This is a genomic window from Saccharopolyspora antimicrobica (assembly GCF_003635025.1).
Lineage (GTDB): Bacteria > Actinomycetota > Actinomycetes > Mycobacteriales > Pseudonocardiaceae > Saccharopolyspora > Saccharopolyspora antimicrobica.
In genome coordinates, this window is the sequence record NZ_RBXX01000002.1 from 3,594,799 (window position 1) to 3,617,724 (window position 22,926).

Consider the following 22,926-nt stretch of genomic DNA (forward strand, 5'->3'; position numbering starts at 1 on the left):
CACGTTGACTCTCACATCGATGTGACACCGCAGCCTAATCCGCATGACGAATCAGCGAGAAGCAGTTCCGCAGCAAGCACCGGTCACCGTCGTCGGACTCGGCCCGATGGGCTTGGCGCTCGCCGAAGCGCTGCTGCACCGCGGCCACTCGACGACGGTCTGGAACCGCACCCCGGCGAAGGCCGACGGTGTCGTCGCCGGGGGAGCCCGCCGTGCGGCGAGCATCGCGGAAGCGGTGTCGGCGAGTGAGATCGTGATCATCTGCTTGAAGGACTACGAGACCATGTACGGAGTTCTCGGCCCGGCAGCGGAGGCGCTGCGGGGACGGACCTTGGTCAACCTGAACTCCGGCACCCCGAGCGAGGCCGCTGCGGCAGCCGACTGGGCTGCCGAGATCGGAGCGGCGTACCTCGACGGCGCGATCATGGTGCCGCCACCGCTCGTCGGAGATCCCGAGTCCGTCTTCCTGTACAGCGGATCGGAGGACGTCTTCGACGAGCACCGGGAGACGCTGGCGAGCATGGGAGCACCGCGGTTCCTCGGAGCCGATCCTGGCCTCGCGGTGCTGCACAACACGGCCCTGCTCGGCTTGATGTACGCGACCATGAACGGCTTCCTGCACGCCACGGCTCTGGTCGGCTCGGCAGGTGTCTCCGCGGTCGAGTTCGCCGACCTCGCCGTCAACTGGTTCATGCCCGCCGTGGTGGTGAACCCGACCCTCGTCGAGCAGGCGGCCGATCTGGACGCGAGCAACTACCCCGGTGACGTCGGCACCATGGAGATGAACCGGAACGCCTTGGAGCACATCGCGCGGACGTGCGTGGAGCAGGGCGTGCACGCCGATCAGGCGCGGCACATGGCGGCGATCGCGGAGCAGGCGATCGCCGCCGGCCACGGGGGCGAGAACTACCTCGCCGTGTTCGAGGTCTTCAAGAGCGATCAGGCGATGCCGCAGCGGCGGATCGCCAGCAGGGCGTAGGTGCGGGCCGCCTGCTCCAGCTCGGCGATCGCGACGTGCTCGTCGTGGGCGTGCGCGTAGCGGATGTCGCCGGGGCCGTACTGGAGGGTCGGGATCCCAGCGGCCGAGTAGAGCCGCAGATCGGTGCCGTAGGGCGCACCGAGCGCCACCGGCCGGGGTGCGCCCGCCGCGACGACGGCGTCCTGGGTCTCGGGGAGCAGCCGGTGTCCTTCGGGCAGTCGTCCGCTGGCGAAGATCCCGCCGGGCCAGCTGACCTGGACCGGGTGCTCCGCAAGCCAGGGGTCGGCGGCGCAGGCCTCGGCGATGGCGGCGGTGAACTCGGCCTTGGCGTCCTCGATCGACTCGCCGATCCGGACGCCGTAGCGGCCTTCGGCGATCGCCAGGTCCGGCACCGTGCTGGCCCAGTCGCCGACCCGAGCCATGCCGATGGACAGCGGGTACGGCACCTCCAGGTGCGCGACCAGCGGGTCGGGGTCGGCGTTGCGGCGGGATTCCAGCGCGCGCAGCGCGGGCAGCAGGTGGGTGAGCTTGTCGAGCGCGTTCACGCCTCGGTACCTGGTGGAGCCGTGCGTGCTCTGGCCGGCGATTTCGAGCCGGAACGTGAGCGATCCGCCGTTGGCGGCCACGATCGTGCCCGAGCTCGGCTCGGCCAGCACGCACGCCGCTCCGCGGTGCCCGCGCCGCAGCGTGGCGAACGCGCCGAGCCCGCCGTCCTCCTCGCCGACGACGGTGTGCACGGCAACCGGCCGGGCGAGCTCGATCCCGGCCGTGCGCAGCGCCTGCAGCGCGCCGAAGACAGCGGCCAGCCCGCCCTTCATGTCGCAGGTGCCGCGACCGGCCGCGATGCCGTCCTGGACGCGCAGGGCGTACGGGTCGCGGTCCGGCCAGCGGTCGAGGTCGCCGGGCGGGACGACGTCGGTGTGCCCGCAGAACACCAGCGCGGGCTCCGGGCCGTCGCCGCGCACGCCCACGCAGCCGTAGGCGGTGTCGCGCTCGGCCTCCTGGCCGGGGAAACCGTCCTGCTCGGCGAGTTCGCGGACGTCGATGCGCCAGTGGTCCACGCGGTGCCCGAGCGCGGCCAGCCGGTCGGCGCACCACTGCTGGGCGTCGTGCTCACCGGTGGTGCCACCGACGCTGGGGATCTTGACGAGCTCGCGCAGATCGTCCAGGACGCCGTCGGGGTCCACCGCGTCGAGGGCGCGACGTTCGAGGTCGGAGAGGGTGTGGCCGCTGTTCACGTGTCGAGTGTGTCGCATGCGTCCATCTCCCCGGCCCGCGACCACTACCATCTCCGCGTGGCCGAAGGCGACAACACCGAGCGGGAATTCGAGATCGGCAAGGACGGGCTGGGCGGCATCGTCGTGGGCATGGACGGCAGCCCGGCGAGCTTCCACGCCGCGGCGTGGGCTGCCGGCCTGGCGCGGCGCGAGCGCGCGCGGCTGGTGCTGGTCTACGTCGAGGCGGTGGGCGGGGTCGCCTACTGGTCGCCGATGGGCGTCGCGGTCGCCAGCGAGGCGGCCGAGAGCCTGGTGGAGGAGTTGAAGAAGGAGGTCGTGTCGCACCTGAAGTGGGTGGACATCGACTGGGACTTCGTGCACCACCGCGGCGATCCGGCCGTGGGCCTGGAGCAGGTCGCCGAGCAGTACCGGGCGGATCTGATCGTGGTGGGCCGCTCGCGGCGCCGCGGCGGACTGCTCGGCACGGTGCCCGCGACGCTGGTGGTCGAGGCGGTCCGGCCGGTGGTCGTGGTGCCGTGACGAGCCGCGGCTGACCTGTGCTCCCGTGCGCTGGGGCACCCCAGAACGCTCACGGCACCTGAAGTGGCACGCTGGGCTGATGACGAGCGCGGTGGGCGAGGACTTCCAGGACGCAGTGCTGCCGGATCAGGAGTGGGAGGGGCGCTCGTTCGAGCGCTGCGACTTCACCGACGCGGACCTGACCGGCTTGAGCACCCGCAACTGCGTGTTCACCGAGTGCGTGTTCACCGGAACGGACCTCAACGCCTCGCAGCACGTCGCCACCGCGTTCCGGTCCTGCAAGTTCGAGCGCACCGTGCTCGGCAAGTCCACTTTGGACGGATGCAGCCTGCTGGGGTCGAGCTTCGTGGACTGCCGCCTGCGCGCGTGGCGGCTGCGCGAGACGGACCTGACGCTGGTGGGCATGGGCGGCGCGGACCTGCGGGGACTGGACCTGCGCGGCATCCGCTTCCGCGAGGCCAACCTGACCGATTGCGACCTGCGCCGCTGCGACCTCCGCGAAGCGGACTTCACCGGTGCCCGGTTGCTCGGCGCCCGCCTGGCCGAGGCGGACCTCCGGGATGCCCGCCTCGACGCGGACGCCATGGTCCAGGCCAACCTCCGCGGCGCCCGCGTCGACACGATGCTCGCCCTCACCTTCGCTGCAGCGCACGGCCTCCGCGTCGACTGAACGGCGATTTCGCGCCGGCGCGTCCCGCTCCACCGGAAAACCGCTTCAGCCGGGAGCGATCCCCGTGGTTCCATGAATTCCATGGTGGCCCCCGATCGACTGCTCGCGTTCGCCGCGATGTCCTTCCTGCTGATCGTGATTCCCGGCCCGAGCGTGCTGTTCGTCGTCGGCAGAGCCCTGGCGCAGGGCCGCCGCGCCGCGCTCACCACGGTCCTGGGGAACACCCTCGGTGCCTACGTGCTCGTCATTGCCGTGGCGTTCGGAGTCGGGGCGGTCGTCGAGCGCTCGGCCCTGGTGTTCACGGCGCTGAAGCTGGTGGGCGCCGCATACCTGGTGCACCTGGGCATCAAGGCGATCCGGCAGCGCAAGTCGTTGCACGCGGAACTCGCCGGGGACGGGCCCGGGCGCGGCGGCCTGCGCACGCTGTGGGAGGGCTTCGCGGTCGGCGTGGCCAATCCCAAGACGATGGTGTTCTTCGCCGCCGTGCTACCGCAGTTCGTCGATCGGGAGCAGGGCGGTGTGGCAGTGCAGATGCTGCTGCTCGGCTTGATCTTCAACGCCATCGCGGTGATCTCCGATGCGGTGTGGGGACTCGCCGCCGCCACCGCGCGGGACTGGTTCGCCCGCTCACCGCAGCGGCTCGCCACCGTCGGCGGAGCCGGTGGCCTCGCGATGATCGGGCTCGGTGTCTCCGTCGCGGTGACGGGCCGCAAGGACTAGCGTCAGCAGGCGAGGTCGTGCCGCGGGCGTTCGCCGTCGACCAGGAAGTCCGTCGCGATGTCGTGGACGCACTGGTCGTCCAGGAACAGGTAGGCCAGGTGGCCGCCCTGGTCGGCGGTCACCATCCGGGCCCGCTCGCCGAAGGCCTCCCGCAGCTCGCGGGCGCCGGCCAGCGGGGTGGCGGGATCGCGGAGGTTCTGCAGGACCAGCACGTTCGACGGGCCGTCGTCGGTGATCTCGACCTGCGGTTCGAGCGGCTCGGACGGCCAGAACGCGCACGGCGTGATGTTGGCCCCGGCGGCGCCGAACATCGGGTGGCGGAGCCGGTCGAGCTCGACGTTGCGCTGGTAGGTCCGGACGTCCTCCGGCCAGGCTGAGTCGTTGCAGATCACGTGCAGCTGGCTGGCCAGGTAGTTGTCCGCCGGGATGCTCGGGTCGACGGGTCCCGGTTCGGCGGGGTCGGGCGGCGGCACCGGGTGGCCGGTGTCGAGCGCCCGCCAGGTCTCGGCCAGCCGGGGCAGTTCCCGGTCGAAGTAGAGCGCGGCGAAGGTGGCGAAGCGGAACGCCGGTCCGGTGTAGCCGTCCGGGCTCGGGGTCGCGTCGAGCCGCGCGGCGAGCTCGAAGTACTTCGCCCGAACCTGTTCCGGGGTCTCGCCGAGGCCGTACTCGGGGTGCGCGGCGGCGAACGCCGCGAAGTCCGGGAACCGGTCTTCGACGCCCTGCCCGAACGACCTCGCGAACTCGGCGTCCCAGCCGTTCGGGCCGGTCGCGCTGTCGATCAGGAACCGGTCGCTGCGATCCGGGAACATCGCGGTGTAGACCGAGCCGAGGTAGGTGCCGTAGGAGATGCCGAAGTAGGACACCGCCGACTCGCCCAGCGCCTCGCGGACCCGGTCCATGTCGCGGGCGGTGTTGGCGGTGGTGATGTGCGGCAGCAGCGGGGCCGTCGGCGACGCCCCGCACTTCTCGGCGACGCCCCGCACCCGCTCGGCCTCTGCCGCGACGCCGGCTGCGTCGGGCGCGTGCACCGGGATGTTGGTCGGGTGTTCCAGGAGCGTGAGATCGCAGGTCACCGGCGTGCTGTGGCCGACGCCGCGCGGATCCATCCCGATCACGTCGTAGCTGTCCAGCACCTCCTGCGGCAGCCCCAGGTCGCGCAGGACGGCCGGGAAGCTCAGGCCGGTGCCGCCCGGCCCGCCGCTGTTGGTCAGCAGCACGCCGCGGCGCTTCTCCGGGTTCGCGCTGGCCAGGCGCGAGATCGCGACGGATATCGTCCGGCCGCCGGGGTCGCGGTAGTCCAGCGGGACGTCGAGCGCGGCGCACTCGAGGCCGGGCTCGGTGACGTCCACCGGGCACGGGCCCCAGCTCAGCTGTTCGGGTGGCGTCGCCGACGCGGCGATCGGGGGCAGGGTCGCCACGACTGCGGCGGCGAGGACGGTCAACACGGGTTCGCGCACCAGCGCTCCTCTGAGCTGCTCCACAATGGACATCACTGGGAGCGCTGTTGCGGCAGTGCTTTCCCAGCGGCGGTGAGTTCGGATGTCGATGACTCCGATTCCAGCGCGCCGCGGCCGCCGCACCCAGTGCCGCCGCGTCAGGAGCCCGTCATGACATTCCTGCTGGGAAGGCATGACGCTGCGTCACTGGTGCTCGCCGCGCGACCGGCGCAATAGTGTTGGACGAACCCGCCGCGCGACTCCGGAGATCCGCTCATGAACGCCAGACCGCTGCCCGGAACCGGCTGATGCGGCAGCACGCAAGAACGCGGACGCGGGGACAGCTCCGCAAGACCAACCTCACGATGTTCCTCCCGCTCCTCGCCGTCGTCGGAGCGGTGACGGTCGCCGTCGACGCCCGGAACTGGTGGGAGGCGGTCGTCCTGGCCGCCGGCGTGGTGGCGACCCTGGTGGCGTTCGTCCGGTGGGCGGCCGACGACCTCCTGCCCGTCGCGCCCGCCACGTTGGCCGTCACGGCCGCCGTCTGGGCCTTCGGCGCGCTGGCGGGGGACGGACGGATGGCGTTCTTCGGCATCTCCTTCGTCGGCGCGCTCGTCGTCCCCAAGCTGTCGCGCTGGCGGGGCTGGGCGGCCGTGGCGCTGGCCGGTTACGTCGCCGCGGTGGGCGCGGCGCGGATGCTCGTCTCGCACCAGGAAGTGCCGGAGATCCTGATCCGGTACGTGCTGATCCCCACCGGGGTCACCGTGGTGGTGGTCGGATTCATGTTCCCCAACAAGCGGTTCTACGACATCGTCGCCGAACTGGAGGAGGCTCGGGAGCGGGAGGCCGAACTGGCCGTGATCCGCGAACGCGTCCGGTTCGCCGGCGACCTGCACGACATCCAGGGCCACACGCTCCACGTGGTGAAGCTCAAGACCGCGCTGGCGCGGAAGCTGGTGGACAGCGACGCCGAGCGCGCCAAGCAGGAGCTGCGCGAGATACACGACCTGGTCAGCGACACCATCACCCAGACCAAGGAACTCGCCTACGCGCAGCGCCGCCTCAACCTCTCCGCCGAGCTGGAGAACGCGCGGAACCTCTTCGAAGCGGCCGGGATCGACGTGCGCGTCGACCGCGAGGCCGATGTGGACCAGCGCGTGGGCGAACTGCTCGGCCAGGTGCTCCGCGAGACGACCACCAACATCCTGCGCCACGCCCAGGCGACGCAGGTGCGGATAGCGCTGTCGGCATCGAGCATCAGCATCGTCAACGACGGTGCCAAGCGCGCTCCGGTGCCCGAGCTCCGGGGCCTGGCCGCACTCGCCCAACGCGTCGCCGCGAATGGCGGTGAACTGTCGGTCGACCAGCACGACGGCGAGTTCCGCACAGCCGCGGTGTTCCCGAACGGAGCGGAGGCACCCGGATGACGCCCCTTTGTGTCAACCGGAGTCCTGCTCGACCGCACCTCAGGGGACCGTGATGCGACCCAGCCACAAGAAACCGCCAAACGTGAGATCGACTCCGGACGCAACCACCACTGAAAATCGCGGAGAGGCGGAACAGTGCCGATGACGACCGTGGTGCTCGCCGACGACGAAGCCCTCCTGCGCAAGGCGATGGCCGCGCTGCTCCCGCTCGAAGGCGACATCACCGTGCTCGCCGAAGCGGAGAACGGCGCGGAGGCCGTCGAAGCAACCCTCCGGCACCGGCCCGACGTGCTCGTCATCGACCTGGAGATGCCCGGTGTGGACGGACTCGGTGCCGTCGCGGAGATCCGCCGCACCCGGCCGGAGCAGGTGATCCTCATGCTGACCCGGCACGCCAAGCCCGGCGTGCTCCGCAAGGCGCTCAAGCTCGGCGTCCAGGGATTCGTCAGCAAGGCCGCCGAACCGGCGCACATCACCTCGGTGATCGGCGTCCTGCACGAGGGCAAGCGCTGGATCGACCCGGACGTCTCCGCGCTCGCGCTCGTCGACGACTGCCCGCTCACCGACCGGGAGCTGGACGTGCTGCGCGTGACCGGCGAGGGCTACTCCGTCGCCGACATCGCCGCCCGCCTCCACCTCGCGCAGGGCACGGTGCGCAACTACCTGTCCAACGCCATGCAGAAGACCCAGACCCGGACCAGGCACGAAGCAGCTCGCTACGCGCGCGAGCACGACTGGCTGTGAGAGAGGAAGGCGCAGTGAACGAGATGCTGCTCGTCGAAGACCTGATGATGCTGCTGCTCGACGACGAGACGGGAGTTCCCGCAGCCGCCGGGACCCTGCATTACAGCCTCGGCGGGGCCGTGCTGGTGGAGCTGGCGCTGCGCGGCAGCGTCGACTCCGACGGCAGCACGGCGCTCAACGGACCGAAGATCAGCGCGGTCGAAGGTGCTCAGCCGGAGGATCCGCTGCTGCGCTCCGGCTACGACAAGATCGCCGAGAAACCCCGACGGGTGCAGCCGCTGCTGCTCGAAATCGGCAGCGGACTCCGCAAACCGGTGCTCGACCGGCTCCTGGAGCGCGGCGTCATCCGCGTCGAGAAGAAGAAGGTGCTGGGCGTGTTCCCGATGACCAGGATGCCCGCCGAGGACACCGGCCACGAAGCGGAACTGCGCCGCAAGATCCGCGCCGCGCTGGAAGACGGCGAAACGCCCGACAGCCGCACCGGTGCGCTGATCGCCCTGCTGTCCTCCAGCGGAGCCCTCCCCGCGCTGAGTCCTCCGCTCGCGTGGTCCGGCGAGGTCGCCAAGCGGGCGAAGGAGTTCGAGGAGGGCAACTGGGGCGCCGAAGCCGTGAACACGGCGGTGCTCCGCACGGCTGCCGCGATCGCCGCCTCCACCACCGTCACCACCATCACCAGCACATCGTGAGCCTCAGCCGTCGATCCCCAGGAGCGGAAGGCAGCGCGCGAGCCCGTCGGCTTCGACCGGCACGGTGCGATGCCGCTCCCAGTCCGCGCGGGTGAGCCGCAACCGTTGCTGGACGGCCAGGGCGCCTCGGATGGCATTGCGCTGGAACCCGTCGGGTCGGTAGCCGAGCTTGCGGGAGACCGCCTGCGAGGCCGTGTTGTCCTCGAACGCCGCGGAAACCGCTTCTTCCGCGCCGAGACAGGCGAAGGCCAGGTGCAGCACGCCGGCGCGCATCTCGGTGCCGAAACCCCGGCCCTGGTAGCGCTGCCCGAGCCAGGAACCGGTGCTCACCTCGCGGGTGATGCCGAACTCGAGGCCGCTGATGCCCTGCTGCCCGACGACGACTCCGCCGTGGAACACGGCGAGGTTGAGCGACCAGTCCTGCGGGGACCAGCTGCCCAGCTCCCGCCAGTGGTGCTGGATCACGTTCAGCGCGACCTGCTCGGGCGGGTGGTCGGTCCACGGCGTGGAGAAGGGCATGACGGCGGGATCGTGGACGCCCTCGGCGGCCAGCCCGGCCAGCTCCCCGAGTTCCCCGGCCGACGGCAGGCGGAGTTCGAGCCGTGGCGTTGTCAGCTTGAGCCCGACGAGCGGGAAGTGATCGACCAGCATCCGCCCATTCTGGCGGTGGAGCATCAGGTTTCGCCCGCGTCTCAGCGGAACTCGTGGACGACCTGGATCTCGCCGACGATGTGGGCGTTGAACTCGTCGAGCTCCTCGGCCGGAACCCAGAGTTCGAGGATCGTCCGGCCGCCCGCCTGCTGCACCGGGTACCGGCGCAGGAACTCCGAGTCGACCTCGAACCGGGTGACGAAGCCGCTGCCGTCGTGCACGACGTTCCAGTCCCTGGCGATCTTGACGGCGTAGTCCTCGTTGAGCACCGGGTAGAAGATCGGCTGTTCCGGTAGCCGCGGCGGCCAAGCACGCCAGCCCAGCTCCCGCACCAGCTCCAGCTCGACAGGACCGGTGGGACGCCACAGCGTCGTCGTGGACCGCTGGCTGCTCATGGGGCTGCTTCCTGAACGTGGCAACCACCGTTGCAGTTGCCGGAACCGGCAACGCTACCGGACACCGCAGCCCGTACCCCACTGGTTTTCGCCGCTCACGCCGCGTGATGGACTGCATCGGGCGGGAGGGCGACTATCCTGGCGGTATGGCTCGGCGGCTGGTCACGGACCGGTTGATCCTGCGGACCTGGAGCATCGAGGACGCAGAGGCCGCGCTCGGCGTGTACGGCAACGCCGAGGTCGCGCGGTGGCTGAGCCCGGTCATGGAGCCCGTTCCCGATCTCGTGGCCATGCGCCTGCTGCTGCGGCAGTGGATCGCCGAGGACGCCAGGGCGATCCCGCCGTTGGGGAGGTGGTGCATCCAACGACGTGAGGACGACCGGGTGCTCGGTGGCGCGTCGCTGTTGCTGCTGCCTCCGGGCAACCAGGACCTCGAAGCCGGTTGGCACTTGCACCCGGACCTCTGGGCGGGGAGCTACGCGAGCGAGGCGATGTTCGCGTTGGCCCGATGGGCGTTCGACCACGAGGTCGACGAGCTGTTCGCCGTGGTCCGGCCGGACAACGCGCGGGCCGTGGAGACGGTGCGCGACAACGGCATGGAGTGGGCCGGGCAGACGGACAAGTACTTCGGGCAGTCCGTGGAGCTCTACCGGCTCCGACCGGCGGACCTGGACCGCTCCGCGCCTCGCGCGGACCTGCCGCCGAACAGCACGACGCAGTGAGGGCCGGGCGACGGTCCCCGCTCTCGGGAGCGCAGGGTCCGCCCGACACGTCGTCGCCTGATCCGCTTCACGGTGCTGCGCAAGGGAACTCCGCAACGCGCGAACGGCGGCTGAGCGTTGGCCGGAAATGAGTGAGGGGCACCCGCGATGGTTCGCGGGTGCCCCTCACGCTTCGAAGCGATCACTCCATGGGCGGGCGCTCGGTGGCCGGCATCTCCGCCAGGGTGCCGTCCGCGAGCAGGTCGCTGATCGGCGCCGGGAGCACGAAGGCCGTGCCACCGCCCGGCTGCTCGAACCACGGGACCGCCGTGCCGCGCAGCGCCTGGACCGGGCGCTGGATGCGGTAGGCGAAGTACGAGCGGTTCGACCACTGCGGCGGCAGCGAGCGGTGCGTGTACGGCGTGCGCATCGCGTAGAGCACGTTGCCGTTCGGCTCGCCGAAGCGGTCCAGCTCGGTGCCCGGCTGGAGCATGATCACCCGCCGGTCGCGGTACAGCGTCAGCGGCGGTTCGCCGTTGAGCGGCTGGATCTGCTGACCACCGGGCTGCTGGCCACCCGGCTGCTGACCGCCGGGCTGCTGGCCACCGGCCTGCGGCGGGCGCGGCGGTCCGGGCGGCGGGCCCTGCCGGTGCGGACCGGCCATGCCGGGGCCACCGGGGCCGGGACGGCGTTCCGCACCGCCCACCGGACCGGGCGCACCCTGCTGTTGCTGCTGAGCCGGAGCACCGCTCTCGCGGCGCGGCTGGCGCTTCGGCAGCGGCGGAACACCGCCGGGGCCGCTGACCGGCGGCTGCTGCACGGGCTGGCCGACCGGCGGGGACGGCGGAGCCGTGGGCGGCGCCGGGCGGTCGAGCTGCGGCGGCTGCTGGAGGCGGGTCGCCTCCTCCTGCGGCTGGGCCGCGGGCGGTGCCGCGTCGTGCTGGACCGGCGGTTCGGGCGGAGCGCTCGGGCCGGCCGGGTCCTGGTTCGCGGTGAACAGCGGGTTCGCCGCCGTCGGCTCCGGAGCGCGCTCCGGCTCGGGCGCGTGGCGCTGGGGCAGGTCGGAGCCCGGCGTGCGCTGCGGCAGGCCGGATTCCGGTGCCCGCTGCGGGAGTTCCGCTTCGGGCGTCCGCTGGGGCAGGTCCGGTTCCGGTGCTCGCTGGGGCAGCTCCGCTTCGGGCGTGCGCTGCGGCAGGGCCGGTTCCGGCGTGCGCTGGGGCAGGTCCTGCGGGAGCTCGGGCTCGGGGGTGCGCTGGGGCAGCCCGGATTCCGGTGCTCGCTGGGGCAGGTCGGCCTCGGGCGCGCGCTGCGGGAGCTCGGGCTCGTCGTGCGACAGCTCCGCGCTCGGCTCGGCAGCCGGGCGGCGCTCCAGGAGGAGGCTGCCGAGCAGGTACGCCGCAGCGTCGTCGACGCGGGCGAACCGGACGTCCTCGCCGCGACCGGTGCCGGTGGTGACGACCCAGTCCGGGCCGTCCTGGACCAGGCACCGGGCGCTCTCGCTGTGGCTGCCGATCCGGTAGCCGTCGCTGTCCACCTGGAACTCGGTGAGCCGGTCGTGCAGCGTGGCCAGCACTTCACCGGTGTCGGGCAGCTCGTCGTCGTCCGCCAGCACGTGCCGCGAACCGCCGGCCGGCTCGGCCTCGGCGGCCTCCGGCTCGGCGAAGTCCTGCGGCTCGTCGGCGAAGTCCCGGGACTCGTCGGCGTAGCTCGGCTCGTCGTCCGGTTCCGCGGCGAAGTCCGGCGAGTCCGCGATCGGGTTCCGCGGCTCGTCGGCGTAGTCCTGCGGTTCGTCGGCGAAGTCCGGCGCGTCGTCGGAGTCGGTCGGCTGGTCGAGCAGCTCGCTGACCGCCGCGTCGCGGGTGGCGTCGTCGACCTCGGCCAGCTGGAAACCGCGGCGGCGGATGTGCGCCACGAACTCGGGCTCCGGCGGCACCCCGTACTGGGCCAGGTAGAAGGCGATCGCCCCCGGCCACAGCCAGGCGCCGTCGGTGTGCCAGGTGCTCGGCACGACGGTGGGCCGCTCCGGGTCGAGCTGGTCCTCCTCGTCCTCGCGGGCGGCGAGCACGACCGGCGCGTTCTCCAGGTACTGGCGGAGCTGGGCGATCTCCTCGGCCGGGACCGGCTCGCGGTCCGCGACGACCGGGCGGCCCTGCTCGTCGAAGTCGTCGAAGGAGCTGGCCACCTGGAAGCCGGTCGGCCCGTCCTCGGTGACCGCGGGCGGTTCGGCGACCGGCGCTTCGGCGATCGGCGGCTGGACGGGCGCGTCGTCGACCGGGGCGCCGGGGGCCGACGCGTTGCCGTCGATCCGCTCCCGCATCCAGTCCGGGATGTTCTCCTCGGCGCGGGGGTAGCGGCGCAGCTCGTCGACGTAGGCCGCGCGCGGCAGCGGGCGCTGCCAGCCGGGCTCGGTGTCGAAGTTGATGTCGATGCGGTAGCTGGACGGGCGCTCGACCACGTACAGCGCGCTGAGCCAGGTACCGACGTCCGGCCGGTACATGCCCTCGCGCAGGCTCTCGAAGATCTCCCGCAGCTCGGCCGGTGGCTCCAGCGAGCGGGCACTGCCGTCCTGCGCCGTCACCTCACCCAGCAGGTCGTGGTACTCACCGGTGGCGCGGTACTCCACCGTGATCTCCTGCCAGTCCTCAGGAGCGCCCTGTAACAGCAGAACCCCGATCTTGCGGGCGATCTGCTCCTGCTCTTCCGGACTGATCGCTGTCGGACGCGACATGGGTGACATCCTCCCCCTCTCGACGAGGCAACCCGACTCCACCCCGGCCCAAGACGCTACTCGACGCGGGCCCGGCCATGTGCGCTGTGTGGGACTTCCGATCCGTTGATCCAGCACACGTGCGCGCGTTCAAGATCCATGTCACCGCGTGCGGTGATCTCGTCACGAGAGCCTGCCGGTTTCTCGTCCGGATGAACATCACACCACCAGGTGGATTGGGTCAACGGTGGATCGGCGGCGGTCAGCGGTCGGCGAAAACAAGTAGCGGTACACCCGTGCCAGAAGAAAGAGTGTGGTGCGTGCTGCAGCCCTACCGACTCCTCGCGGCGGTCCCGCACGCGCCGAGCCTGATGTTCTTCAGCCTGCTGGGCCGCCTGCACATGCCGGCGCTCGGCATGGTGCTGGCCTTCCTGGTGGTCGACTGGACCGGTTCCTACGCGATCGGCGGCGTGATCGGCGCGACGATCACGATCGGGCAGGCGATCGCCGGGCCGCTGCGCGGGCGGACGGCCGACCGCAGCTCGCCGCCGCGGCTGCTGGTGGTGACCGGTATCGGCTCCGGGCTGGGGATGGTCGCCATCATCGCCGTGACCAGCTGGGTCGATCCGGAGCACTGGTGGCTGGTGCTGCCGGTCGCGCTGGCCACCGGGCTCTCGCACCCGCCGATCACGCAGATCGGGCGGGCGATCTGGCCGCGCCTGGCGGACGGCCCGGCGCGCGAGGCCGCCTTCGCGGTCGAGGCGACCCTGCAGGAGCTGCTGTTCGTGGTGGCGCCGATGCTCGCCGCCTTCGCGGTCGCGGTGTGGGGCCCGGCCGCGGCGATGTACGCCTGCGCCGCGTGGGCGACGGCCGGTTCCGTCCTGTTCGCCGTCGTGCTGTGGCGCGCGGGTCTGAACGAGGGGCTGGGCGAGCGCGCGGCGGGGGAGCGCACGTCCGCGCCGTTGTTCCGGATTCCGGGATTCGTCTCGCTGCTGGGCTTCTTCGGGCTGCTGGTCGGCGGGCTGATCTCGGTCGACCTGGTGCTGGTGGCCTGGGCGCGCGAGCGCGGTGAGCCGGAGCTGGCCGGGGTGCTGGCGATGGTGTGGGCGGTCGGTTCGCTGATCGGCGGGCTGGTGCTCGGCGGTTCGGGAAGGCGGCCCCGGCTCTGGCTCCGCGCGTCGTTGACCGCGCTCGGCCTGGTGGCGCTGGTGCCTGCCCTGCCGCCGATCACCGAGCCGGGCTCGCCGCTGCTGATCGGGGCGATCCTGATGATCGGCGGTACGGCGGTGGCCCCGACGCTGGCGGCCAGCAACGGTCGGCTGGCCGACATCGCGCCACCGGACCGGCGCAACGAGGCGTTCGGCTGGCTGGCCAGCGCGACCACCTTCGGCGGAGCGGTCGCCGCGCCGCTGTCCGGGGTGATGCTCGACCTGGCCGGTCCGGCTGCGGCGGCTGCGGCGGCCGGTGGCCTGGCGCTGGCGGCGGCCGGGCTTGTCGTATCTCACAACCTCCGGGCATCGCGATCCGAGCGGGCTGCGGAGCAGACTGCCGTCACGTGACCCTTTCGCCGGTGAAACCTTCTGATCCGCAAGTCGGTCAGCGCGCGCTCGGCATGGTCGGCGCCGCTGCGGTCGGACTGCTGCTCGCGGTCCAGGCCCGGATCAACGGCGCGCTCGGAGCCCGGATGGACGACGGGATCGCGGCCGGCCTGATCTCCTTCGCGTGCGGGTTCACCGTGCTGTTCGCGGCCTCGCTGCTGATCCCGCGGGCCCGTCGCGGCTTCCGGAACCTGGCCGCGGCGCTGCGCGAACCGGGCGGGCTGCGGCCGTGGCAGTGCCTCGGCGGGGTGTGCGGCGGATACCTGGTGTTCACCCAGGGGATGGCCGCGACCGCGCTGGGTGTCGCGATGTTCACCGTCGCGGTGGTAGCCGGGCAGGTGAGCAGCGGGCTGGTGGTGGACCGCCTCGGGCTCGGGCCCGCCGGGCCGCAGCGCGTGACGCCGGCGCGGCTCGTCGGCGCGGTGCTCGCCGTGGTGGCGGTGCTGATCTCGGTGTCCGCGCAGCTCGGCGGCGCGCAGGCGAGCTGGCTGGTGCTGCTGCCCGCGCTGGCCGGTGTCGGGTTGGGCTGGCAGGCGGCGGTCAACGGCCGGATGAAGCAGGCGGCCGACTCGGCGGTGTTCGCCTCGATGGTCAACTTCGGCGTCGGGATGACCGCCCTCGCGCTGGCCTTCGCGGTCGAGGTGCTGGTGCGCGGCCTGCCCGAGCTCCCGGCCGATGGCTGGCTCTACACCGGCGGTTTCCTGGGCATCTTCGTGATCGGCGGGTCGGTCGCGCTGGTCCGCTACACCGGGGTGCTGCTGCTCGGCCTGGGCATGATCGCCGGGCAGCTGGTCGGTGCGCTGCTGCTGGACGTGTTCGCGCCCGCGACCCGGGACGGGATCGCGACGTCCACCGTGGTGGGCGTGCTGCTCACCCTGGTGGCTGTAGGCGTGGCGGCAATGCCGGACCGGGCGGGACGGGGCGCACGTCATCTGCCACGATGAACAGCCGTGAGCGCGACGATTCTGGATGGCAAGGCCACCAAGGAAGCTATCTTCGACGAGCTGCGGCCCCGGGTTGCCCGGCTCGCCGAGCAGGGCAGCGCCCCGGGCCTGGCCACGGTGCTGGTCGGTGACGACCCCGGTTCGCATTCCTACGTGCGCGCCAAGCACAACGACTGCGCCAAGGTCGGCATCAAGTCGATCCGCAAGGACCTGCCCGCCGACGTCAGCCAGGCCGAGGTCGAAGCGGTGCTCGACGAGCTGAACGCCGACCCGGCCTGCACGGGCTACATCGTGCAGCTGCCGCTGCCCAAGCACCTCGACGCCGGTCCGCTGCTGGAGCGCATCGCGCCGGAGAAGGACGCCGACGGCCTGCACCCGATCAGCCTCGGCCGCCTGGTGCTGGGCGAGGAGGCGCCGCTGCCGTGCACGCCGCGCGGCATCATCGAGCTGCTGCGCCGCTACGACGTGCCGCTCAACGGCGCGCAGGTCGCGGTCGTCGGCCGCGGCATCACCGTCGGCCGCCCGATCGGCCTGCTGCTGACCCGGCGCAGCGAGAACGCCACCGTGACGCTGTGCCACACCGGGACCAAGGACCTCGCCGCCGAGGTGAGCCGCGCCGACGTGGTGATCGCGGCGGCGGGCAAGCCGAACCTGATCACCGCGGACATGGTCAAGCCGGGCGCGGCGGTGCTCGACGTCGGCGTGACCCGCACCGAGGCCGGGCTGTCCGGCGACGTGCACCCGGACGTCGCGGAGGTCGCCGGGTTCATCTCGCCGAACCCGGGCGGGGTCGGTCCGATGACCCGCGCGATGCTGCTGACCAACGTCGTCGAGGCCGCCGAGCGCAACCTCGGCTGAACTCCGCTCGTGAGCGTGGCTCAGGAGCAGGGCAGGAGGAACGTGAACGAGCAGTCCGGCGGAAAATCGCGCCTGTCGACGCACGTGCCGTTCGGTTTGGTGCTGCTCATCGCGGCGATCGGCTTCCTGCTGGTGGCGATGCAGCACTGGCGCCGCGGCACGGTGCTGCTCGCCGTGGCGCTGCTGGTCGCGGCGGGCATGCGCGCGGTGATCCCGCAGGAGCGCACGGGCCTGCTGACGATCCGGAGCCGGGTGGTGGACGTTCTGCTCTACAGCGGTTTCGCCGTGGTGATCCTCGCAGTGGCGCTGACGATCAAGCGGTAGTGGAGCCGTGACCTCCGCGCGCGGGACCGCAGTTCCAGCCGGAACTGCGGTCCTTCCGCCGCGAACCTCGGTTTCTGTTGGAATCGGCTCGATTTCACGCTGTGGGAGACGGTTTTCGGGCGCGCAGTAGGGTTGTCTGTCGTGCGCATCGATCATCGGGCGGATCAGCCGGTTCGCGCCGGAATTCCCGAACACGGCCGGATTCCGCGCTACTACGCGGTGAAGATCGAGCTGCTCGGCCTGGTCGAAGAGCTCGGCGAGGGCTCGGCCCTGCCCAGCGAGCGGGAGCTGGCCGAGCGGTTCGAGGTGTCGAGGGTGACGCTGCGGCAGGCGGTCACCGAGCTGATGCTCGAAGGCCGCCTGATGCGCAGGCAGGGCAGCCGCACCGTCGTCGCACCGCCGAAACTGGTGCAGCCGCTGCAACTCGCGAGCTACACCGAGGGCGTCCGGTCGCAGGGCCTGGAGCCGGGCCGGACGGTGATCGACGTCGAATCCCGGTCGGCCGACGCGCAGCTCGCGGCGGACCTCGGCCTGGCCCCGGGCGGCGAGGTGGTGCACGTCGAGCGGGTGCTGCTCGCCGGTGGTGAGCGCGTCGGCCTGGAGTCCAGCTACCTGCCGAAGGACCGCTTCCCGGAGCTGCTGCGGGAGTTCGACCCGACCGGCTCGCTGTACTCGTTCCTGCAGGACGAGCTGGGCGTGCGCTTCGGCGAAGCGGAGGAGCGCATCGAGACGGTCCTGGCGACGCCGCGCGAGGCGCTGCTGATCGGCACCAACCCGGCGACGCCGATGATCCTGCTGCACCGGCGTTCCTGGACGCCGGAGGGCGAACCGATCGAACGCGTCCGCTCCCTCTTCCGCGGCGACCGCTTCAGCTTCGTCACTCACCTCCGCGACTGACCCGGTCGGGTGGGGCGGCAGCAAATGTCACGAAAAGATAACTGATCTAGTCCTTCGGTCGGTGTTCACCTGGGGTTCGGTCGGTTTCCACTGGGGATTCGCGGACGGCCGCGAGCGTGTGCGGCGTGCGAGTTCTGATTGTTGGCGGCGGCGTGCTCGGCACCATGCACGCGCTGCGGGCCCTGGAACGGGGCCACGAAGTGGTGCACCTGGAACGGGAGGCCGAGGCTCGCGGGGCTTCGGTCCGCAACTTCGGGCTGATCTGGGTCAGCGGCCGGGAACCCGGGCCGGACCTGGAGGTGGCCATGCGCGCCCGCCAGGACTGGGAGCGCATCGCCGCGGACGTGCCGGACCTCGGTTTCCGCGGCAACGGCTCGCTGACAGTGCTCCGCACGCCCGGCGAGATGGCGGTCGCCGAGGAGTTCGTCGCCCGGCCCGACGCCGCTGAGCGCGGCACCAAGCTGCTCGACGCAGCCGAAGCTCGGACGCTGAATCCCGCGCTGCGGGGCGAAATGCTCGGCGCGCTCTGGTGCGAGCAGGACGGCGCAGTCGAGTCGCGGACCGCGCAGCCCGCGCTGCGCGCGCACCTGGCTAAGACCGGCCGCTACACCTGGTTCCCCGGTCGCGAGGTCCGCGACGTCGGCGAGGGCTGGGTGCGCGATGACACCGGGCAGCGCCACGAGGGCGATCTGGTGGTCCTCTGCACCGGCGCGGCGCTCGGCGGTCTGGTGAAGGAGCTCCGCCCGGAGCTCCCGGTGCGCCGGGTGCGGCTGCAGATGATGCAGACCGACCCGCTCGACGAGCAGCTGACCACGTCGCTGGCCGACGGCGACAGCATGCGCTACTACCGCGGTTACCGGGGCGAAAAGCTCGACGAGCTCAACGCCGCCGAGCCGCAGCCGCCGGTGGCCGCCGACAACGGCATGCAGCTGCTGCTGGTCCAGCGGCTGCACGGCGGGCTGACCATCGGCGACACCCACGAGTACGCCGAGCCGTTCTCCTTCGACGTGCACGAGGACCCCTACGAGCACCTGCGGCAGCGCGCCGAGGAACTGCTCGGCCGCCCGCTGCCGCGGATCGTGCGCCGCTGGGCCGGGGTTTACGCGCAGACGGCGGACAAGTCGCTGGTCGTGCACCGCGAGCAGGTGCTGGCGGGCGTCTGGCTGGTGACCGGCCCCGGCGGGCGCGGCATGACCTGCTCGCCCGCCATCGCCGCCGACACGTGGCAGGAGGTCGAGGGATGATCGAGCTGGCAGTGCTGGACATGGCGGGCACCACGGTCGCCGACGACGGTCTCGTGGAGCGGGCGTTCACCCAGGCCATCGCCGACATCGGCGTCGCGCAGCAGCCGTTCATGCTGGAGCACGTCCGCCGCACCATGGGCGAGTCCAAGATCACCGTCTTCCGGCACCTCTTCGACGGCGACGAAACCCTCGCGCAGCAGGCGAACCAGGCCTTCGAGCACGCCTACGCGGAGCGGGTCGCCGACGGCGAGTGCCACCCGATCGACGGTGCGGAGGCCGCCATCCGGCAGCTCCGCGACAACGGCGTGAAGGTCGCGCTGACCACGGGCTTCTCCGAGACCACGCAGCACCAGATCCTGGCGGCGCTGGGTTGGGAAGACCTGGCCGACCTCACCCTCACCCCGGCCCAGGCGGGCCGCGGCCGCCCCTACCCGGACATGGTGCTCACCGCGCTGCTGCGGCTGGGCATCGACGACGTGCGCGCGGTCGCCACCGCCGGCGACACCGTCTACGACGTCCGATCAGGACTCCGCGCCGGCGCGTCCGTCGTCGCAGGCGTCCTCACCGGCGCGCACTCGCGCGACGCGCTCACCGGCGCCGGTGCCACCCACGTCCTCGAATCCGTCCGAGACCTCCCGGAACTCCTGTCCGCAAAGGAAGATCAGTCGTGAAACGGATCAGTCGAGTCCTCGTCGGGCTGGCCGCGCTGGGCCTGCTCGCGGGGTGCGGCCCGAGCGCCGCTCAGCAGGGCGGTGACTCCGACGAGCTGGTGTTCGCCGCCATCCCGTCGGAGGAATCCGCCAGCCTGCAGCAGGACTACCAGCCGGTGCTGGACCTGCTGGCGAAGGAGACCGGCAAGAAGATCACCTTCCAGAAGGCCACCGACTACGCCGCGATCATCGAGGGCCAGCGCGCGGGCAAGATCGACATCGCCAAGTACGGTCCGTTCTCCTACGTGCTGGCCAAGCAGCAGGGCGTGGCGGCCACCGCGGTCGCGGGCCAGGTCGAGGAGAAGGGCGCCGAGCCCGGCTACACCTCCTACGCCATCACCCGTCCGGACACCGGCATCCGCTCGCTGGCCGACTTCCGCGGCAAGAAGGTCTGCTTCGTCGACCCCACCTCGACCTCCGGCTACCTGTACCCGAAGGCGGGCCTGCTGGAAGCGGGCATCAACCCGGACACCGACGTGCAGCCGGTCTTCGCCGGCGGGCACGACGCCTCCGCGATCGCCGTCGCGAAGGGCGACTGCGACGCCGGTTTCGCCTACGACAGCATGGTCGACCGGCAGCTGATCGAGAAGGGCCAGCTGCAGGCCGGGCAGCTCAGCACGGTGTGGAAGTCGGCGGTGATCCCGGGCGACCCGGTCGCCATCTCCGACGACCTCGACCCGGCGGTCAAGGACAAGATCACCGCGGCGCTGCGGGACAAGGCCAACAGCGATGCCCTGCGGGAGAACGGCTTCTGCACCGGCGACTGCAAGATCGGCGACATCGGCGGCTACGGCTTCGCCCCGGTCGACGACGCCTTCTACAACGGCATCCGCGAGGTCTGCGCGACGACCAAGGACGAGCAATGCCAGTGATCAGCTTCGACCGGGTCGGCAAGTCCTTCGGTGATGTGCGGGCGCTCGACGAGGTCTCCCTCGACGTCGAGCCCGGTGAGATGGCGGTGCTGCTCGGCCTCTCCGGCTCGGGCAAGTCGACGCTGCTGCGGCACGTGGACGGCCTGCAGCGCGCCACTTCCGGCACCGTGCAGGTGCTCGGCGAGGACGTCGGTGCGCTGCGCGGATCGGGTCTGCGCGCGCTGCGGCGGCGGGTCGGGTTCGTGTTCCAGCAGTTCCACTTGGTCGGCTCGCTGACCGTGCTGGAGAACGTGTGCACGGGCGCGCTCGGCAGCCTGCGCGGCCCGCGCCTCGGGCTGTTCACCTATCCCAAGCGCGTGCGGTTCGCCGCGATGGAGCAGCTGGAGCGGGTCGGCCTGACCGACCAGGCGCTGCAGCGGGCGGACACGCTCTCGGGCGGTCAGCAGCAGCGCGTCGCGGTGGCCAGGGCGCTGCTGCAGAAGCCGGAGATCCTGCTCGCCGACGAGCCCGTCGCCTCGCTCGACCCGGACTCGGCGGCGCAGGTGATGAACCTGATCGCGGAGATCGGCCGGGAGGACGGGCTGACCGTGCTGTGCAGCCTGCACCAGGTGGACCTGGCGCTGAGCTGGGGTCACCGGATCATCGGGCTGCGCTCCGGGCAGGTCGTGCTGGACACCCCGGTCGAGGGCCTGGACCGCGACGCGGCGATGTCGATCTACGCCAAGGTCGGTTCCTCCGACCTCGCCGCGGTGGGGTGAAACCCTTGACCACCACCGCAGAAGCGCCGCGCCGCACGCTCGCCCGCCCGACGCCGACCGGCACCGCGGCGGCCGTGGTCGTGCTGGCCCTGCTGGGCGCGGCGATCTGGGCGTTCAGCTCGCTGCGCCTGAACATCGCGACGTTCGTGGACGGCGCGGCCAACGCGGTCGACTTCGCCGGCCGAACCCTGCCGCTGGACTTCCCGCCGCTCGGCGAACTGCTGGCGTTGTGCGGGCAGACGCTGGCGATCGTGGTCTGCGCGACCCTGCTGGCCTCGCTGATCAGCGTGCCCGTCGCGGTCCTCGCGGCGAGCAACACCGCCCTGGGCGGCACCAGCCGGTTCGGGGCGCGCGTGATCATCGTGGTGGCGCGGGCGATCCCGGACGTCGTGCTGGCCATCGTGTTCTTCCGGATGTTCGGCTTCGGCGGCCTGACCGGTGTGCTGGCGATGGGCCTGCACTCCATCGGCATGATCGGCAAGCTCTACGCCGACGCGATCGAGCAGATCGACGAAGGCCCGCGCACCGCCATCCGCGCGGCGGGCGGAACCAGGCTGCAGCAGCTGGTCACCGGCGTGCTGCCGCAGGTGATGCCGTCGTTCGTGGCGACCTCGCTGCACCGCCTGGACATCAACCTGAGGGTCTCGGTGGTGCTGGGGTTCGTCGGCGTCGGCGGCCTCGGCCAGGCGATCTCCGACTCCCTGCGCACCCTCGACTACCAGCGCGGAATGGCGCTGGCGTCGGTGGTGTTCGGGCTCTGCGTGCTGGTGGAGGTCGTCTCCGGCGCGATCCGCCGCGGCCTGCTCGGCGTGCGGGAAGAGCGCCGCGGCCCGCTCGCGGCGGTCCGGCGCCGGGTGCAGATCCCGGCTCCGCGGCGGGAGGCCGGGATCGTCGCCGAGCGGGCTTCGTCACCGCGGCCGATCAGTCCACCGTGGACGGCCGGACGGGTGCGCCGCACCGGCTACTGGCTGCTGACCGCCCTGGTGGTGGTCGCCTCGATCTGGGGCGCGGACATCTCGCTCGCCCAGTTCCAGCGCGCGATCACCGACTTCGGCCCGACCCTGGCGCTGTTCTGGCCACCGGAAACCGGCGGCATCCTCCCGGAGCTGCTGGCCGAACTCCTGGTCACCGTCCAGATCGCCCTGGCGGCCACCCTGATCGGCGCGATCCTCGCGCTACCGGTGGGAGCCCTGGCGGCGAACAACGTGGCCCCGAACCCGGCGGTGGCGAAGTTCTTCCGCGGTGTGGTGCTAGCGGTCCGAGGCGTCCCGGAACTGGTGCTGGCGATCGTGTTCGTGGTGATCACCGGCCTCGGCGCGGTAGCGGGCGCGCTCGCCCTCGGCGTCGGCTCGGTGGGCCTGCTCGGCAAGCTGGTGGCGGACTCGCTGGAGGAGGTGGACCGCGGCAAGGAACGAGCGCTGCGGGCCACGGGTGCGAGCCGCCTCCAGGTGTTCTTCGCGGCGACGGTCCCCCAAGCGGCCCCGGCCTTCGTGGCGCACGTCCTGTACCAGCTGGACACCAACCTCCGCTCGGCAACCCTGCTGGGCCTGGTCGGAGCGGGCGGAATCGGCTACTACCTCCTCAACGCCTCCAGGGTCCTGGAGTTCGGAGTGGTGACAACGGTCCTGGCCCTCACCTTCGCAGTGGTGATGCTGGTGGAACTCCTCGCCCTCTGGCTCCGAAAACTCGTCCGCTGACGCCGACACGTTCGTCGTGGCCGGGACCAGTGAGTCCTTTGTGGATCTGTCGCGTGCATGAAGTAGTCGCTCATCAAGTTCCCAGGCAGCGAAGCGGTCCCCCCAGCCGCTCCGCTGCCTGCGGGTGTGTTCCCGATCTGCGGGCAGGTCC

23 protein-coding genes are annotated in these 22,926 nt (G+C 71.7%); 18 read left to right on the top strand and 5 right to left on the bottom strand.

Annotated elements, in window-relative coordinates; all coding sequences use genetic code 11:
• The first annotated feature begins 43 nt into the window (after positions 1–43).
• Positions 44–979, top strand: a complete 936-nt coding sequence (locus ATL45_RS17535) for an NAD(P)-dependent oxidoreductase (RefSeq protein ID WP_093155022.1) — start codon at positions 44–46, stop codon at positions 977–979.
• On the opposite strand, the gene ATL45_RS17540 is transcribed toward ATL45_RS17535, so the two are convergent.
• Positions 940–2,235, bottom strand: a complete 1,296-nt coding sequence (locus tag ATL45_RS17540) for an ArgE/DapE family deacylase (RefSeq protein WP_093155021.1) — start codon at positions 2,233–2,235, stop codon at positions 940–942. The genes ATL45_RS17535 and ATL45_RS17540 overlap by 40 nt on opposite strands.
• 39 nt (positions 2,236–2,274) lie before the next feature.
• On the opposite strand from ATL45_RS17540, the gene ATL45_RS17545 reads away from it, so the two are divergent.
• The 3 genes from ATL45_RS17545 (at position 2,275) to ATL45_RS17555 (ending at position 4,126) form a co-directional block, all read left to right on the top strand.
• A complete protein-coding gene (locus ATL45_RS17545) occupies positions 2,275–2,736 on the top strand; it encodes a universal stress protein (RefSeq protein ID WP_235863529.1) in 462 nt (153 codons plus the stop codon).
• Between the two features lie 79 nt (positions 2,737–2,815).
• Positions 2,816–3,406, top strand: a complete 591-nt coding sequence (locus tag ATL45_RS17550; RefSeq protein ID WP_093155018.1) for a pentapeptide repeat-containing protein — start codon at positions 2,816–2,818, stop codon at positions 3,404–3,406.
• Between the two features lie 81 nt (positions 3,407–3,487).
• Positions 3,488–4,126, top strand: coding sequence for a LysE family translocator (locus ATL45_RS17555; RefSeq protein WP_093155379.1), 639 nt, complete (start codon positions 3,488–3,490; stop codon positions 4,124–4,126).
• Positions 4,127–4,128: 2 nt separating this feature from the next.
• On the opposite strand, the gene ATL45_RS17560 is transcribed toward ATL45_RS17555, so the two are convergent.
• Positions 4,129–5,583, bottom strand: coding sequence for an alpha/beta hydrolase (locus ATL45_RS17560; protein WP_246025400.1), 1,455 nt, complete (start codon positions 5,581–5,583; stop codon positions 4,129–4,131).
• Positions 5,584–5,927: 344 nt separating this feature from the next.
• On the opposite strand from ATL45_RS17560, the gene ATL45_RS17565 reads away from it, so the two are divergent.
• The 3 genes from ATL45_RS17565 to ATL45_RS17575 all read left to right on the top strand — a co-directional run bounded on the left by ATL45_RS17565 (position 5,928) and on the right by ATL45_RS17575 (position 8,419).
• The gene (locus ATL45_RS17565) at positions 5,928–6,989 is read left to right on the top strand and encodes a sensor histidine kinase (protein ID WP_246025401.1); all 1,062 of its coding nucleotides are present in this window, start codon (positions 5,928–5,930) and stop codon (positions 6,987–6,989) included.
• 141 nt (positions 6,990–7,130) lie between these two features.
• Positions 7,131–7,733, top strand: a complete 603-nt coding sequence (locus ATL45_RS17570) for a response regulator transcription factor (protein ID WP_093155378.1) — start codon at positions 7,131–7,133, stop codon at positions 7,731–7,733.
• A gap of 23 nt (positions 7,734–7,756) precedes the next feature.
• Positions 7,757–8,419 (top strand): GOLPH3/VPS74 family protein, encoded by a 663-nt coding sequence (locus tag ATL45_RS17575; RefSeq protein ID WP_093155376.1) that lies wholly within the window; start codon positions 7,757–7,759, stop codon positions 8,417–8,419.
• A 3-nt stretch (positions 8,420–8,422) separates the two neighbouring features.
• Here the strand turns inward: ATL45_RS17575 and ATL45_RS17580 are convergent, their stop codons facing one another.
• Together ATL45_RS17580 and ATL45_RS17585 are read right to left on the bottom strand one after the other, a co-directional pair.
• Positions 8,423–9,070: a GNAT family N-acetyltransferase gene (locus ATL45_RS17580; RefSeq protein WP_093155013.1), complete on the bottom strand. Its 648-nt coding sequence runs from the start codon at positions 9,068–9,070 to the stop codon at positions 8,423–8,425.
• A gap of 41 nt (positions 9,071–9,111) precedes the next feature.
• Positions 9,112–9,465 carry a hypothetical protein gene (locus tag ATL45_RS17585; RefSeq protein ID WP_093155011.1) on the bottom strand — a complete coding sequence of 118 codons (354 nt, stop codon included), beginning with the start codon at positions 9,463–9,465 and terminating at the stop codon, positions 9,112–9,114.
• 146 nt (positions 9,466–9,611) lie between these two features.
• Here ATL45_RS17585 and ATL45_RS17590 point away from each other — a divergent pair, with 146 nt between their 5' ends.
• On the top strand, positions 9,612–10,187 hold the full coding sequence (locus tag ATL45_RS17590; RefSeq protein WP_093155009.1) for a GNAT family N-acetyltransferase: 576 nt from the start codon (positions 9,612–9,614) through the stop codon (positions 10,185–10,187).
• Positions 10,188–10,368: 181 nt separating this feature from the next.
• Here the strand turns inward: ATL45_RS17590 and ATL45_RS17595 are convergent, their stop codons facing one another.
• The gene (locus tag ATL45_RS17595) at positions 10,369–12,894 is read right to left on the bottom strand and encodes a glycohydrolase toxin TNT-related protein (protein ID WP_093155007.1); all 2,526 of its coding nucleotides are present in this window, start codon (positions 12,892–12,894) and stop codon (positions 10,369–10,371) included.
• A 299-nt stretch (positions 12,895–13,193) separates the two neighbouring features.
• Here ATL45_RS17595 and ATL45_RS17600 point away from each other — a divergent pair, with 299 nt between their 5' ends.
• The 10 genes from ATL45_RS17600 (at position 13,194) to phnE (ending at position 22,775) form a co-directional block, all read left to right on the top strand.
• On the top strand, positions 13,194–14,432 hold the full coding sequence (locus tag ATL45_RS17600; RefSeq protein ID WP_093155375.1) for an MFS transporter: 1,239 nt from the start codon (positions 13,194–13,196) through the stop codon (positions 14,430–14,432).
• 11 nt (positions 14,433–14,443) lie between these two features.
• A complete protein-coding gene (locus tag ATL45_RS17605; protein WP_246025402.1) occupies positions 14,444–15,415 on the top strand; it encodes a DMT family transporter in 972 nt (323 codons plus the stop codon).
• A gap of 6 nt (positions 15,416–15,421) precedes the next feature.
• Complete coding sequence (locus tag ATL45_RS17610) at positions 15,422–16,273, top strand: bifunctional methylenetetrahydrofolate dehydrogenase/methenyltetrahydrofolate cyclohydrolase (RefSeq protein WP_093155003.1); 852 nt, start codon at positions 15,422–15,424, stop codon at positions 16,271–16,273.
• Positions 16,274–16,315: 42 nt separating this feature from the next.
• Positions 16,316–16,597: a DUF3017 domain-containing protein gene (locus tag ATL45_RS17615; RefSeq protein ID WP_093155002.1), complete on the top strand. Its 282-nt coding sequence runs from the start codon at positions 16,316–16,318 to the stop codon at positions 16,595–16,597.
• Between the two features lie 141 nt (positions 16,598–16,738).
• Positions 16,739–17,494, top strand: coding sequence for a GntR family transcriptional regulator (locus ATL45_RS17620; RefSeq protein WP_246025403.1), 756 nt, complete (start codon positions 16,739–16,741; stop codon positions 17,492–17,494).
• A 125-nt stretch (positions 17,495–17,619) separates the two neighbouring features.
• A complete protein-coding gene (locus ATL45_RS17625) occupies positions 17,620–18,738 on the top strand; it encodes a TIGR03364 family FAD-dependent oxidoreductase (protein WP_093155373.1) in 1,119 nt (372 codons plus the stop codon).
• Positions 18,735–19,409 (top strand): phosphonatase-like hydrolase, encoded by a 675-nt coding sequence (locus tag ATL45_RS17630; RefSeq protein WP_093154999.1) that lies wholly within the window; start codon positions 18,735–18,737, stop codon positions 19,407–19,409. The genes ATL45_RS17625 and ATL45_RS17630 overlap by 4 nt, the downstream gene beginning before the upstream one ends.
• Complete coding sequence (locus ATL45_RS17635; protein ID WP_093154998.1) at positions 19,406–20,320, top strand: phosphate/phosphite/phosphonate ABC transporter substrate-binding protein; 915 nt, start codon at positions 19,406–19,408, stop codon at positions 20,318–20,320. Before ATL45_RS17630 ends, ATL45_RS17635 begins: the two co-directional genes overlap by 4 nt.
• Complete coding sequence (phnC, locus tag ATL45_RS17640) at positions 20,311–21,078, top strand: phosphonate ABC transporter ATP-binding protein (protein ID WP_093154996.1); 768 nt, start codon at positions 20,311–20,313, stop codon at positions 21,076–21,078. Before ATL45_RS17635 ends, phnC begins: the two co-directional genes overlap by 10 nt.
• Positions 21,079–21,083: 5 nt before the next feature.
• A complete protein-coding gene (gene phnE / locus ATL45_RS17645) occupies positions 21,084–22,775 on the top strand; it encodes a phosphonate ABC transporter, permease protein PhnE (RefSeq protein WP_246025404.1) in 1,692 nt (563 codons plus the stop codon).
• Positions 22,776–22,926: the final 151 nt, after the last annotated feature.

Bases quoted from the DNA above. Each gene is read 5' to 3' on its own strand.
- ATL45_RS17595 (WP_093155007.1), bottom strand. From the start codon at position 12,894: ATGTCGCGTCCGACAGCGATCAGTCCGGAAGAGCAGGAGCAGATCGCC.
- ATL45_RS17565 (WP_246025401.1), top strand. From the start codon at position 5,928: ATGTTCCTCCCGCTCCTCGCCGTCGTCGGAGCGGTGACGGTCGCCGTC.
- ATL45_RS17590 (WP_093155009.1), top strand. From the start codon at position 9,612: ATGGCTCGGCGGCTGGTCACGGACCGGTTGATCCTGCGGACCTGGAGC.
- ATL45_RS17580 (WP_093155013.1), bottom strand. From the start codon at position 9,070: ATGCTGGTCGATCACTTCCCGCTCGTCGGGCTCAAGCTGACAACGCCA.
- ATL45_RS17550 (WP_093155018.1), top strand. From the start codon at position 2,816: ATGACGAGCGCGGTGGGCGAGGACTTCCAGGACGCAGTGCTGCCGGAT.
- ATL45_RS17630 (WP_093154999.1), top strand. From the start codon at position 18,735: ATGATCGAGCTGGCAGTGCTGGACATGGCGGGCACCACGGTCGCCGAC.
- phnC (WP_093154996.1), top strand. From the start codon at position 20,311: ATGCCAGTGATCAGCTTCGACCGGGTCGGCAAGTCCTTCGGTGATGTG.
- ATL45_RS17540 (WP_093155021.1), bottom strand. From the start codon at position 2,235: ATGCGACACACTCGACACGTGAACAGCGGCCACACCCTCTCCGACCTC.
- ATL45_RS17535 (WP_093155022.1), top strand. From the start codon at position 44: ATGACGAATCAGCGAGAAGCAGTTCCGCAGCAAGCACCGGTCACCGTC.
- ATL45_RS17575 (WP_093155376.1), top strand. From the start codon at position 7,757: ATGCTGCTCGTCGAAGACCTGATGATGCTGCTGCTCGACGACGAGACG.
- ATL45_RS17585 (WP_093155011.1), bottom strand. From the start codon at position 9,465: ATGAGCAGCCAGCGGTCCACGACGACGCTGTGGCGTCCCACCGGTCCT.
- ATL45_RS17555 (WP_093155379.1), top strand. From the start codon at position 3,488: ATGGTGGCCCCCGATCGACTGCTCGCGTTCGCCGCGATGTCCTTCCTG.
- ATL45_RS17570 (WP_093155378.1), top strand. From the start codon at position 7,131: ATGACGACCGTGGTGCTCGCCGACGACGAAGCCCTCCTGCGCAAGGCG.